The organism is Sphingobacterium olei, from assembly GCF_005048855.1.
GTDB classification, from domain to species: domain Bacteria; phylum Bacteroidota; class Bacteroidia; order Sphingobacteriales; family Sphingobacteriaceae; genus Sphingobacterium; species Sphingobacterium olei.
Window position 1 is genome coordinate 788,312 of record NZ_SUME01000001.1, and the last position, 13,592, is coordinate 801,903.

Consider the following 13,592-nt stretch of genomic DNA (forward strand, 5'->3'; position numbering starts at 1 on the left):
TTTAAAATTGATTAATTGCGTTAATAGTGGATTTCTAAATGGAGATCGAATAGATTTTCATCTATATGGTGATGTAGTAAATATTGACCGGGATGCAGGGCGTCCAGATTGTCTCTCAGGCGCTGTAGTCCTGTACCGTCGTGTCCGGTATGCCAGTTTGCTGTTGCAGCACGCGTATTGCGGATGTGCAGAACAAATTTTTCATCTGTCACCCTGATCTGCATGTCAGCAAGACAATGGGGTGATGACCAGTCGGCGTGCTTGACGATATCATGTGCAAGCGAGAGCAATAGGAAGCGGGGAATCTTCCGTCCGGCGACCTTCCCTTCGACCGTAATGCCTAATCTTCCCCGAATCTTGTTGTCATAGAGGGCTGCCAGACTGCTAACCATGTCGATTTCGCGTTGCAGGCTCATATAGGCGGATTGCTCATAGTTAGAAAAACCCACCAGAAGGTAGTGTACAATGACTTCCATGTGGGGCAACGCACTTGCTTTGCCCGGATCAGCCCAGTCATAGAGCTCCTGCAAAAGATTACCGAGACCGTGTGACGAGCCTGATCGGATATGCTGCTGTAGCTCGTTTTTGTGCAGGCTGCGCTGCGTCGCACTGATTTCATCTTTGAGCGACGCAAGGCGCCGTTTGGCGCGCCACTTGAGATACTGTAAATAGGAGTGCCGCTCGATCAAAACGCTAAAGATGGCATACATACTGTACCGGACAAAGAAGGGTATGGTACCCAGTAGCAGGTCGTCTAATCGGATGGGCAGATGCGACTTATAGATTACATGTGTCGAGCTACGCGGTAGTAGGTAGAGCAGCATCAGTACGGCCATATAAAGTATACCATAAAGCAGTAGCATTTGTACGATAAAAGTTCTCGTGCTGATTTTCTTTTCTATGATGCGCCAAAATAGGTGCCGCACGGCAAAATATAAACTGCTATACACAAGTGCGATGGCACAGGTATTCCACCAATAAAGATCTTTATTGTAAGGTGCGTTGAGTTTGTGCCACATAAGTGTGTAACCAACAAGTATAATTATATGGACAAAAAGAGACCGCGGTCTTTCATAGCTTTGTTTAATCATCGTACTGTATTTGGGTAGATAGAGGGACTAGTTTGTCCGTTGCCAAACCGAAATTACCAAACTTATTTAACTATTAAAATAGTTTACCTATTGATAAATATTTACTAATTTGTCAATAAATACCTTAATATGTTGAAAATATGGCAGATCCACCTCCATAAATTGACCCGAGATTCGACTCATCACATAATGTCTTTTTGTTGTAGGGTAGGGTAATAGGTCAGCATCTGCTGTGGGGTAGGACTGGCCGATCCCAGAGCGGATAATATCGTGGTGGGCAAACAGCCAGCCTTTCCAATTTGCTGTCGCGCTAGGCAATTGTTTTACGAAGTCACCGCAGATGGATTGTAAGCTTTGGTTTACAAAATCGGTGCGGATCATCCCGGTGGGATAGTAAGCACGCCCGCCAAAACAGGTCAATGCATCCCAAGGTGTATATACCAGGTATAGCGGAACTAGTGGTACGCCGTATTGATGGGCCAAGTGAGGCAGCACCGTTCGAATCTGCCAGACGTGTTTGCCAAAGGAAATAGAAAGTCGGTTTCTGCTGTCTACAGTCGATCCCATATTGCCGTCGATAAAAGCAAGTAGCTGCCGACCTGTAAGTAATGCACGATGTATGGACCAAATGGCCCTGGGCTGCTGTACGTCGATCATATCGATATGTGGGAGATTTAGGTGCCGATCATCGTATGCACTTTTATAATCGTTATAGGCCTGCGCACTCATCAGAACCGTAAGGGGCGTACCATTGCAATAATGTAGCAGATGTACCAAGAGCGGATAAGGACCGGTGTGAAACGCTATCCAGATACAGCAGCGGTTTTGATAGTTGGACGTGATGGCTTGTATCCGCGAGAGCAGTACAGCGTCGATCTCGCCTGGCTTGAAGGGCGTAGGCTGTTGCAACGCCATAGTTTGTGAATAATAAGTGGCACTCTCTTCGAGGGTGATGTCGGGAAAGAGTAGGGTAAGGTTGTGGCAATAATGGGCAAATTGACGATAAGACCGTGCATTACCCGCGATAGATAATAGGTTTTTCATGTACGTTAAATGTTTAGGTTTATAAATAGACAAGTGAAGATCGCTTGACGCGGTTGATCCACGTCGGATCTTCACTTGTGGATTAATCAAATGTCGGCGCTATAGCCACACGAGATCGTTTTTTTTCTCCCGGTCCAGTAAATCTTCGTATAGAAGAATTTCACCCAACGCGATTGTCGGAGTTGCACGGAGCGTCATTTGCTCTACGATCATGGATTCGTCTCTTTTCATTTTAATTTTTTTTAAATGTTAAAAGTGTCATCGGAGGAGCGCCCTGCTCCGATGATTAATTGAGCGTGATCACAAAAGCGAAGGTGCAGTACTTTGTCAAAAATGAGTGTAACTATTTACCAATGGTTGAGCGAGCGGCATCAGCACATCTTGAATGTACTTCAAAAATTTAATCTATCTATGGAGGGTGTTCATCTAGTTCATAAACCTCTTTATAAATAAAATGATTTATTTACTACTTTTTTAAATAGTTATGCAGGCATCTATAACCAAATATGAAGAACGATGAAAATAGATTTTCTAAAGCTAAGAAGCATGCTCGCGGGCTATTCGCCAGATAAAATGGAAGAAGAGTGGGAGGTGCTTAAGAAACATTTATCGTTGATCTGCTGTCAGGCAAATGATCGGCTTCCAGTTAGCCCCGGCGATATCTATTTTCTCGCAGAAGGCGTGATCCTCAAATATAAAGATGAAAAGGTATGTCGAATTATTAAATCACAACAGCTTGTCTTCGTGCCTTTACACCCGCACAATAAGCGTTTCTATGCTTTGAAAGACTGTCGATTGCTTGTATTGGGAAGATCTAGTCTGTACGATATAGTGGTGGCATACCCTAGGGTATTATATATCTATGATGGTCTATTGGATCTATGGCATGAGCAAAGCCAGGATCGGACGGATCTACTGGAAATGACTAAGGTGCTGCGGGTGGAATATTTTAAATCAATGCATGGCGATGTAATCAACTACATGTCACGGCGGGATATTGCCCGTTATATCGGTTTGAGTGAAGAATATTTACGTAGGTTGTTTTAGTAAAGCTATTAACTAGCCTTTAACTTAAATTTCGATGATGCAATTCATCTTCTATTGCTTTGCCGACTTTATTATGCCTATTGACCAATATCCCTGCAAACACCAACGGACAAAAGGAAAAAAAGGTTACCCCATTTTTCCATATGCTATACAGGGATATACCTATTAATAAGCCAATAAATCCTGCACTTACTATTTTGTTGGATTTTGTTTTCTGAAGCTTGTCTAACAGCTCTTGGTCGCTTAGCGCTTTAATTTCATTCTCTTTCATAATTCATCTTAAGGTAGATCAACTTTTGCATGAAGGTAAATATTTATTTGATAAGTTGCTGCAAAAATTCTTATTTCAAAATAGTTCACCAAGGTTAATAAAGGGCCTAGGTAGAGCATAAGTAAAAGCCTGGAGCCTTTTGTGATAAGGGCTCTAGCTTTTTTATCTTTTACTGATGTACAGTTTTGCTTTTTATTTCGTTTTGGTAAGCTTATAAGTAAATGTTGTTTTCTTATCAGTCAAGTCCCAGGTTGAGGTTTCAGCTAATACTTTCTCGGGATGATGTTTACTGATATCCCGAAGTGCATTGCCAACGGATTTACGTAAGTATTCACTATCATCAGATTTGTGTAAACTGATGAGCTGTATGGCTAAGGTAGGATTATCTTTAAAATAAGGACGACTTGTCCAGATACGTAATCCTTCAATAACAGCTCTTCTTATATTTGCGTTTTTGTCTGACAGCCACTTTTGTATGGTTGGTAAACTTTTTTCATAGCCAATGATCTGGCAGTAATGATCAAATGCTTTTGCCAGCATTTCCTGCACTCTCCAATTGGTGTCATGTGCAATCCGTGTTTCCAGCATTTCAAGTGCGCGAGGATCGTCTGCAGAAAGCTGCCCGAACAAATAGGTCGCCAACATCCTTACCTGATAATATTCATCGGTTGAGAAGCTTACAGCTAGGTCAAAAGGATTGTACGATTTATCTTTTAGGATAAGACCACCAGCTTCGACAATGTGCTTAAAGCCGTGTTCAATTTTCTTTATACCTTCCAATAGTTGATCCATATTACCCAGTTTATTGACCCTCACCGCATTCATTCTTGATGTGGAAAAAGTATAGTAAACTTAGTGAAAAGTTATTTGAAAAGTGTTATATTAGTATAAACAAAAATATGACCAGCGTTGCCCGTGGCTCAACCGCCTACAGTTAGTAAACTTAACGCAATCTATTGGATATAGAAACATCGCCCATGTTTGGGCTGAGTTAAGAGGAAATTATTTAAAACAGTTAATCAAAATAAACGGATATGAATACCAATTTTGTCCACGAGTGGCTCGATGCATGGAACAGCCATGATTTAGACAAGATAATGGAACATTACAGCGAAAGCATAGATTTTGTTTCGCCCATTATTCAGCAAATGGGAATAAACGCAGAAGGCAAAATTTCTATTAAAAGTGATTTAAGGGAATACTTTTCAAAAGCCCTGCGAAAATATCCCGACCTGCATTTTGAATTCTATCACGAACTCAAAGGAGCACATTCAACGGTACTGTTTTACCGAAGCGTGAATAATTCCTTTTCGGCAGAATATATGGAATTGAATGAGGAAGGGAAAGTAAGTAAAGTCAGAGCACATTATAAGTTTGGCGAATAAAAAATGCTTGCACTTTCAAGCTTTACTATATAAGTTTGGACGTATTATGTTCTATTCGTGAATACAAAGCATTTTAGTTAAATTTGGAAAAAAACACAGATGAAAAAAAATATATTTTTGCTCTTCTGTCTGGGATTATCATCCTTAGCGATTGCCCAGCAAGACGAGCGTAAGCCACTTCCTAAAGAAACACAAATAAAGATTGCCCTGCAGGCAGCTCCTGCCGATTTAAGAGAAGGTGCTAAGGTATACGGATACGATGAAACAGGTAAATTTATTGTGCTCCAAGAAGCGTTTAATAACAGTAAAATGGTTTGTTTAGCGCCTGATTTCAAAATGTCTACGTATTATGCATATGCTTACCCACAATCCTTGGATCCTTTTATGGAACGTGGTCGCCAATTAATCGCAGAAGGTAAACGAAAAGAGCGGGATGCGATACGTGAGCAAGAGTTTAAAGACGGGAAATTAGTTATCCCGCAGACACCGACCATTTTATATGGCTATTGGGGAAAGGCTTCTGATGTAATCAAAGAAACTGGGGAAATTAAAGATGCACAAAGACGATATGTCATTTACATGCCGTTTGCGAAAGCCGAAGATATTGGCTTATCGAGTAAGCATAATAACCTGGGTACACCTTGGTTGATGGATGAAGGAGGTTATAAGGCACATATTATGATCACTCCACCGATGGAACATAATCATGGAAAATAAATAGAAAAGGGCATTGCACATTTTGCAATGCCCTTTTCTATTATCCATGCATTTTTGCACGCAATCTATTCTTCGTTTTTAAGGCTTCGTCTTTTACTTCTTTAGGAGCCTTTTCCTGGTTTAAAATCAGGTCGCATGCTTCTTGAATTTTTGGTCTGTGCACCGAAATGACATACCAGCCCATCACATCTAAGGCTGTTTTTCGCAGCTCGGCAGACTCTTCCTGATCTTGTGCTATACTGATCAACGTTGGAATCAATGCATGTTGCCGATATAGTCTTAAACTATTCATTTCACTGATACGATCTTTATCTGCCTTTGTTGTATCGGTTAGCGTAGCTTTACTTTTTTCCAATTTTTCTGCATGATAGGCGATGTCTTTATCTAGCTTGTCGGCTAGTGTACTAGCCTGAACTAATGCGGGATTTTTTCGGATCACTTCATCAATATACCGATGGGCTAACGTAGGGTTCAAGAACTGTAAATTCCATCTCGTACGGTAGGCGATACGCTCGGAATGCGGGTCGGATGCGTAAAATTCCAACTGGTCTTTCACAAAATCATCTCCACCAAAATCAGCTAGGTCATATATTGCCCGTCGGCGGATAAATTCGTATGAATCTGTTTTTGCGGCATGTAGCACATCAAAATAATGGGAATCTTCAAAATTACGCAGTAACTGAAAGGCTTCCATACGGACGGTTTCAAAAGGGGATTCGAAATAGTACTTACGTAGTAATGGAGAAGCATCTTCTTGTGGTAAGATACGGCTTAGATATACGAGTGAGAGCGCTTGCAGATCGGCATCATTTTTTGTCAGCAACGTTTGCCAGTATTTTTTATCGTTTGTTTTGCTGACTAAAGCCTCGTTAAGCGAATTACCGGTTGAAGCGGTAAAAGAAAATGTAGGATCGCCCAGAAGATGGGTCTCTAGGTAAGCAATATGCTTAAGCCAATGGCCTACGCGTACACCATGCTGTAATGTACCCATGAGCTCGGCGGGCCATAGATCCTGTAATACACCTATAGAGTTTGCTAAGGCTGTAATATTTTCATTTTTAGAGAACGGATAGTACCCCGCCAAATAATTGTCGAGGTGAAATGATCCGGTTAAGCAGGAGTTTAAATAGACAAGACGTGCCTGTACACCTGCATCACGGATATCATGTATCTGCATATCCATGTGCTCATTGTAAATAGAGTCTTCAGCAATGGACGAGGGATCAAAGGCATCCGTAAACCATTTTTCATTTACCCCCAAAGATGTTTTAAATCCTTCTTTGACTTGTGCAGTATCCCTGCCATCTTCTTTCGCATTCCGCATTTTCGAACGGAGATAACGCGCAACATTGGCCATAGATGGCTGTGGAGCGGAGGCCTCGGGGTATCCGTTTAACAATTGCAGCGTGGCGGTGCCATGACCGGTCATATAGGCAAAGTCTAATCCGGGGCGCTTTAGTTCGCTTAATAGGTTGAATTTAATAAACTCGGCATTTCTGTAATTCAAAAATTTGATTGAATTTCCGGGTTTAAAAAGATCTGGGAACTGGGATTTCAACGCTAGGGCTTCTCCTGATACGGCATTGATGGAATTTGAATTGTATCCGTGACCAGTGGAAACAATCATATCGCTCAAGCGGTTATCCTCTTTACGGAGCCTAACTACCTTTTGTAGATATTCCTTTATCTTGGGTTTGGGATCTTCGCCCGCTTCTATCGGTGGCTTGATCCGCGCAGAATAAATGTCCATCTCGATAAATTGTGTAGACGCTGGTTTCAGGCTATAATAAAAGTAGTGCTCGCGGCCTTTGGTGGTATCCTGACGTAAGAAATCGAACTGTAGATCAAAATCATCATAATACCTATCTGAGGGAACAGACGATTTATCCCAACGAATTTTTTGGTTCATCTTGAAAGCCGAAGTAAGATATTGCGCATCTCGTATCATTGGAATCGGAATGGCGCCCACCAATACGACACCCTCCAAAGGTGAAGATTTTTGCTGATGGAGCTTTAGGAGCTCAGTGCGTATCGCTTCGGGGTTTTTCCATTCGTCTACCAGAATATAGGTGCCTAGACCGTCTTGCTCGATGGTATTTTTATAGGCGATGACCTCCTCTCGAGCAACCCGGTAAGTTTCGCTATCGATGACGATAGCAAAGGTCGTACTGGATTTAATCCCAGGTTTTTCGATCTGCTGTCCATGTGCCAGACCGAAGCTGGATAAGGCAAGCAAGCAGGCAATGATTTTATTTTTTAACATAAAGTATACGTTTTTAGCGATGATGTGCAATATTACAAAGAATATAATCCAATACTTAGCTGCCCCTGGATTCTTGACATATCTTTGTTGAAATAGGTCTCGTTTGAGGTAGGCTGCAGGTAGTTGCCGGATAACCTGACGTAAAACTGGTTATTTCTATTTTCGGTTCTTTTAAAGTTATATTGTAAAGCTGCGTCGGCTCCCCAATAGTTGATGGATAAAAACTGATTGGCAGGGTAGAGGATATGATGGGCGATAAAATTCGTACTATACGATTTTTCATCATAGGCGAAATCCGCGTTCACGGCATCGCTATAGATAAATCCTACCTGGACATGTATACCCGATGCATCTTCAGAAACAAAGTACCGTTTAAAGTCGGCCCGGTAGGTTAGTCGATCTACGGTTTGTTGGCTCTGGTTGCTGGCGTAGCGGTTGTCCAAACCATCGTATGTTACCGAAATACCCGTTTGCCATTGTAGGATATTGTCCTTCAGGCTACCCATCTGATAGCCTATAGAAGCCTCAGTGACGAGATTGGTGTTAAAGACATCTGAAAATAAGGTGATGTATTCGCGTGTCGTTGGATCTTGGTACTGATGATATTCGGTATTGTCGACGTCTTTTTGATCCCAGTTAATACGGAATGTATGCAAGGCCGATTCACGGATTATATTCGATACGATATGGGTACCGTACTGGAGATATTGATGTTTACCTGCCTGCTGCGGAAATACCACACCATCGGTAGCATGTTCAGAATAGGTGTTTAGGAAGCCATCTACAAGTAATTTAATGTTTTCGGATTGATAGAGATACTGTAGGCTTCCTCCAAATTTATTTCCGGTATACTTCCGCGTAATCGGACTGGATGAAATAAACAGCGGGCTACTTCCAACATATTCGCCCAGGCCGATCAATTTGTACATATTATGCACGGTCTGTGTATTGATGTTGGATACGGCAAGATCTTCTACAAAATAGCTGTAGTTACCGTTGATGCCAAGCGTGCTTTTAGGATCGAGAACATATGTTAAAGACGGTGTTAATTCCAAATAATTGTTGGTGTTTTCGGGTCTTGGATCGCGTTGTCGTGCACCGGTACTGACCTTGTATTGGAGCCCCAGCCCAAATCCTATTCTGTCGTTGACAAGTGGAGATGCTATTTTTGCCTGTAAACCGTAACGTTGCTTATTCCAATTGCCACCCAACGAATCGACCACGGTATAGGGGTTAATTCGAAGGGGATTAAGTTGTGTAGTGTAGGCGACTTCTTTTTCATTTCCTACGTCGAGATTGAACTTACCATAAAACTTCCAGTCTTCTAGCTGTTGGTACCGCTCGGATGCAAACCCAACGTACTGTTGCTCCTGGGCCATAAGTGGATGTTTGAAATCACCTTTGGTGAGATCGTATTTTAGGGATGTATTTCCGATATTGCTGAATTTGGTTTGTTGCAGAAATGCTGCATTATCGCTGTTCAGCACAACCTCTTGCTGTCTGAACTTTTCGAGATCTTGTTGAATATGCTGCGCGCTGGAAATGGAAGAGATAGCCAGCAGGGCGACGGTATATAAAATTTTAGTATGCATGGTTAATTCCATTTTCGGGGTGAGGGAGTATCGTTGATTTCAAAGTCTGCGGATGAATTGTTGGTGTCTTGGAAGATAGTCTGCCCATTGATCACATTCTTAATTTTACGGCGGACGGATTTTCCACTATAAGAAGCGCCAACGGTAGTCATACCGGCATCGACCGTAACCGGGAGCCGCTTTTTGTCTGCAGTAATATTGCTATTGGAAACGACATCTAAGGCGTCTATCACGGCCGAAGTGGGCACTGCTTTATATTGGGTAGTTGAACTGGTGCCGGGCTCCTTACTTACAGGGAGGTCATCAAAACCATTCAATTTAAATAGTACCAGTCCTGTTCCTCCAACACCTGGCAACCAGTCGAATCCGGCGGTTGTACTGGCGTAGGCATGGATTAGATTCGGTACATCTGGTGCATCGGTATCTCGATTGGTATATGGCCAATACGTTTCAAAATCGGCAATACCCGGCCCCAGATTTACGGGTGAATTTGGATTTCCATTTGGATCGGTTTTGTGGTTGATACCGTCCATGGCAATAATAAGGGATTGACCCGGAGCTAACGATCGCTCCTGGCCTGATCCGGGAATCATCCATACTTGGGCTAAATATACCGAATCGACCTCGTTTATAAAACCATATGCGGCTGAACTTGCTGACTTGGTATTGCCCATATAGAGGCTATCCATATAGATTGTTGCATTCGAATTATTGTAGATTTCGACGAAACAGTCGTAGAAATAGGAGGTAGGCACACCGGAATAATAAAATTCGCGGATCACCAAACCGCCTGCTCGACTTCCATTTAGTTTGACTTCGATTTGGGTGGCTTCTGTAATGACGATAGGTGTCAGACTTGCGTTGACAAATGATTCTTCAGCATGCCCAATGAGGTTGTCAGATTCTTCCGCGGTATAGGTATGGGACGCGGTGAAGGAATATGTGCCGGGTATAAGATCTAGGGCTATCTTCCCTTCTTGATCGGACGAAACCATTTTTAATTCGCCCGTAATATTGTTACGGATCTGTATGCCGATATCGTGAGGAATAGATCCTTCGCTGAAATTGTCTGGAAAACGTAATTGGAATACGACCGCAACCGATTCTATTTCGGTGAAATCTTTTCGACAGCTAGCCAAAAGGCTGATCGAGCAGATAAGGAGTACCGCCTTGATATATTTCATATTGATATAATTGTTCATTCTGTAATAGCAAATAGCTTTATGTATAGGGTTTAAAACTTAAAAGTTAACTCACTACCGAAGAAGATGGGTATATTTCGCTTTTCGTATTCTGTCGGAGATCTTGTGCTCGCTTGTAAAGGCCTGTTGTTGGTGATATTATTGACATAAAAAGAGAAACCGTAATTTTTCCCAAACTCTTTGGTCACTTTCATATTAAACAACCACAGCGGTTTCCAGGATTCCTCTCGGTGATATGTATCGGCTACGCTGATATAAAGGCCTGAAGTCTCCGGAATAGCAGCGATCTCGGCCTCTGATAATGGAATAACCTCCCTATTTCCATTTTTCGTAATATTAATTATGGCATAAGGACGACTTGTGTAGTTAAAGTAACGGTTTTTGTCTATCCAAATAGTCTGGGCGGTAAGGCTTATGATGAGACGGATCTCAGGGATATGATGGATGCCGCGTAAAGTAGAAATAAATAGTTCATGCTCTTGTCCACGGGCATTAAATACGCCAAGCTTATCAAAAGGTTGGTTAGCCACTTGATGTCCATACACATAGGGTAGGTTGCCTTCTCGTTTAGTATAGCTGTAAGCACCAGTGAGTGTAAAAGCAGTCCGGATCGATGCAAACCGCCCCAGGTCTAGCTCAAATTCAAAACCTTTGTTTCTAACATGTACATTATTCGTTGGTGTATTGTAATCTACCACAAATAAAGAGTCTTTTACAACATCACTCAGTACAGGCTTTTCGTTAGCTTCTTGTGATACTACCGTATATCGCGGCACGGTAGTAAAGTTGTAATATTGTGTCATATCGTACGCATTCGCGGTATTGTCTTGATAATAGGTTAGCGAAAGTCGTTTATTGTTGTTCCATTTATAATCCAGACCTATTTCCGCTTTCTTAGAGGTTGCAATTTCTAATTTTTTATTCACCGTGTTAAAAACTCGGGTGGTCATCAGGGCTAAACTTTCGTTGGGGTTTTCTTTATAATAGTTTAAACTGAATATATCGGCGTAGGCATTTTCGGGATATAGATATATAAGGGTGGGAAGTTTCGCACTTAAACCGTATCCCGCACGTATTTTTAGATTGTCCCACACGGTATAGGAAGCGTTTATCCGTGGCGAAAAGGCGAACTTGTTATCGTCTTGGAAAGGTTGGATGTGGTCGTAACGTAGCCCGGCTACTATACTTAATTCCCGATCTGCTATCCGGGCCGAAATTTGATCTTCGATAAATCCCGATAGTTGGTGTAGACCGGGTATATCGTCGAATGACCTACCCCTGAAGCCAAGTCCACTGGTAGCTTTCGGGGGTAAGGTTTGATCGAAATATTTTCCCGCACCGTAGTTTTTGTCGAAAGCATACTGCACTCCGGCCAAAATACCGTGTTGCACGCGTCCGGTCGAAAAATAAAAGTTGTCCGATAGTTTGGCCTGTAGGCTCAGTGGCTTGCCTTCTATGCGGATGCGTTGCAAATAGTTTGATGGTAAATAACCCACTTCCTGGGTTATATCGGTAAGTGCATTTGACACAGCGCTCACATCGCCGGTATTCAAACGCTGCTGCATCCCGTTTTGGAAACCGAGCTGCGCAGCAAAAACATACTGTATGTTTCTGGCAAATCGCCTGTTAACGTTCCATCGTCCGTTGGTAGAGAAACGTAAGTCGTAATTCTCGGCTTGATTGATGGTTTGATTAACGGCGAGATCGGGGTCTGTCTTACTGTCGTCGTAGTAACCTCCAACTGCAAGTGTGCTGTTGGTATACAATTGGTTCCTATTGCCAAATGTATTGGTATATTGTAAGGAGGTGTTAAAACGTTGGTAGGATTCGCTCGTCTGTATTGGCTTATTGGCGGCATAAGTATAATCTGCATCGACGAATAGTGCCCCTTTATGTGCGCCCATATCGAACCCTTTTCCCGCCCATACTTGTTTTAGCGTAGGATTGAGCCTGAATTTTGTCTGCAGGGGTTCTACGGATGCTTTTGTCTTGACATCGATAACACCTGAGGTCAAGTCGCCATATGCAACGGAGGGGATTCCACGGATGACTTCCACGGATTCAATATTGTCTGCAGAAATTTGACGTAAATCTGTACCCATACCTGCGGACGTAGAGAAAGAGGATAGTACACCCGCGCTTGCGGTATTAGACGCTTGCATATTGGCATTATTTGACAATTGAGCTCCGTTAATAATGATCGAAGTACCGAGTGATGCCGTGTTCTTTGTTTGAGAATCACTTAATTGACGTATACTGGGCGCATTGACTTCTGAAAAGGAGGGATTGGAAATAAGTTGCCCGGGCAATAGTTGCAGTACTTCACCAAGATTGGTGGCCTGTAGATGTTCGATAGCTTGTCTGGAGATAAAGGTGGAAGTAGCTCCTTTTACATTGGATACCTGTCCCACGACCTGCACATCTGCAATGGCGATCGAATTTTCTTTTAACTCGACAGTGGTACGTTGACCAACTTCTGCTTTTACTTCAGTGGATTGCATACCCGTATAGGAGATTTTTAACGTGTAGGTTCCCGGTGGTAGTTTTTCAAACGTAAACTGACCATCGCTATCGCTTGTGGTTACAAGCTGTAGTTCGAGCAACGTAATTGTGGCCCCTACTACCGGTTTTTTAGCATTTTGAACGTTTCCACGGATTTGACCTTGTTGTGATAATTGCTGGAAATTTTGGTTTGCTTTAACATATGAAAGACTCGGTAATGATAGCGTCCACAAGACGGCTAGGGTTAATAAAATTTTATTCATTCTTGACGATCTAGGCCACAAATATAAGAGTTATTTAAATTAAATCTAAATAGCGGTATGTTTTATGTTATTTGAAGCTTAGTTTCAGGCAAATATCTTTTATTTTCGATCTGCTATGTCCCGTATTTGCGTAGGATAACGTTCGCCTATGATTCTACAATAAAATTTATCCATTTTGCAAAGTTAGAGATTGTCGTTTGTTGGGCATTTGCCAT

Annotated in this window: 12 protein-coding genes; 3 read left to right on the forward strand and 9 right to left on the reverse strand. The window is 42.2% G+C overall.

Translation table 11 applies throughout. From position 1 onward, the window contains the following. Positions 1-20: 20 nt before the first annotated feature. The 3 genes from FAZ15_RS03375 to FAZ15_RS22965 all read right to left on the reverse strand — a co-directional run bounded on the left by FAZ15_RS03375 (position 21) and on the right by FAZ15_RS22965 (position 2,366). The gene (locus FAZ15_RS03375; RefSeq protein WP_136899876.1) at positions 21-1,019 is read right to left on the reverse strand and encodes a hypothetical protein; all 999 of its coding nucleotides are present in this window, start codon (positions 1,017-1,019) and stop codon (positions 21-23) included. A 159-nt stretch (positions 1,020-1,178) separates the two neighbouring features. Continuing rightward, positions 1,179-2,135 (reverse strand): hypothetical protein, encoded by a 957-nt coding sequence (locus FAZ15_RS03380; protein ID WP_136899877.1) that lies wholly within the window; start codon positions 2,133-2,135, stop codon positions 1,179-1,181. A 99-nt stretch (positions 2,136-2,234) separates the two neighbouring features. Next, positions 2,235-2,366 carry a hypothetical protein gene (locus FAZ15_RS22965; protein ID WP_262709280.1) on the reverse strand — a complete coding sequence of 44 codons (132 nt, stop codon included), beginning with the start codon at positions 2,364-2,366 and terminating at the stop codon, positions 2,235-2,237. Positions 2,367-2,651: 285 nt separating this feature from the next. On the opposite strand from FAZ15_RS22965, the gene FAZ15_RS03385 reads away from it, so the two are divergent. Beyond that, positions 2,652-3,182 (forward strand): cyclic nucleotide-binding domain-containing protein, encoded by a 531-nt coding sequence (locus FAZ15_RS03385; RefSeq protein ID WP_136899878.1) that lies wholly within the window; start codon positions 2,652-2,654, stop codon positions 3,180-3,182. A 19-nt stretch (positions 3,183-3,201) separates the two neighbouring features. On the opposite strand, the gene FAZ15_RS03390 is transcribed toward FAZ15_RS03385, so the two are convergent. Next, positions 3,202-3,453, reverse strand: a complete 252-nt coding sequence (locus tag FAZ15_RS03390; protein WP_136899879.1) for a hypothetical protein — start codon at positions 3,451-3,453, stop codon at positions 3,202-3,204. A gap of 192 nt (positions 3,454-3,645) precedes the next feature. Continuing rightward, positions 3,646-4,245 (reverse strand): DNA alkylation repair protein, encoded by a 600-nt coding sequence (locus FAZ15_RS03395; protein ID WP_136899880.1) that lies wholly within the window; start codon positions 4,243-4,245, stop codon positions 3,646-3,648. Positions 4,246-4,487: 242 nt separating this feature from the next. Here FAZ15_RS03395 and FAZ15_RS03400 point away from each other — a divergent pair, with 242 nt between their 5' ends. Together FAZ15_RS03400 and FAZ15_RS03405 are read left to right on the forward strand one after the other, a co-directional pair. Continuing rightward, the gene (locus FAZ15_RS03400; protein ID WP_136899881.1) at positions 4,488-4,838 is read left to right on the forward strand and encodes a nuclear transport factor 2 family protein; all 351 of its coding nucleotides are present in this window, start codon (positions 4,488-4,490) and stop codon (positions 4,836-4,838) included. Between the two features lie 99 nt (positions 4,839-4,937). After that, the gene (locus tag FAZ15_RS03405; protein WP_136899882.1) at positions 4,938-5,555 is read left to right on the forward strand and encodes a hypothetical protein; all 618 of its coding nucleotides are present in this window, start codon (positions 4,938-4,940) and stop codon (positions 5,553-5,555) included. Between the two features lie 40 nt (positions 5,556-5,595). On the opposite strand, the gene FAZ15_RS03410 is transcribed toward FAZ15_RS03405, so the two are convergent. From FAZ15_RS03410 to FAZ15_RS03425, 4 genes are read right to left on the reverse strand one after another with little or no spacing between them, the layout of a single operon-like run. Next, positions 5,596-7,818 (reverse strand): HEAT repeat domain-containing protein, encoded by a 2,223-nt coding sequence (locus FAZ15_RS03410; RefSeq protein WP_136899883.1) that lies wholly within the window; start codon positions 7,816-7,818, stop codon positions 5,596-5,598. Positions 7,819-7,850: 32 nt separating this feature from the next. Next, positions 7,851-9,410 (reverse strand): DUF6850 family outer membrane beta-barrel protein, encoded by a 1,560-nt coding sequence (locus tag FAZ15_RS03415; RefSeq protein WP_136899884.1) that lies wholly within the window; start codon positions 9,408-9,410, stop codon positions 7,851-7,853. A gap of 2 nt (positions 9,411-9,412) precedes the next feature. Continuing rightward, positions 9,413-10,594, reverse strand: a complete 1,182-nt coding sequence (locus FAZ15_RS03420) for a DUF4876 domain-containing protein (RefSeq protein ID WP_162304862.1) — start codon at positions 10,592-10,594, stop codon at positions 9,413-9,415. 50 nt (positions 10,595-10,644) lie between these two features. Continuing rightward, the gene (locus FAZ15_RS03425; RefSeq protein WP_136899886.1) at positions 10,645-13,377 is read right to left on the reverse strand and encodes a TonB-dependent receptor; all 2,733 of its coding nucleotides are present in this window, start codon (positions 13,375-13,377) and stop codon (positions 10,645-10,647) included. Positions 13,378-13,592 lie beyond the last annotated feature (215 nt).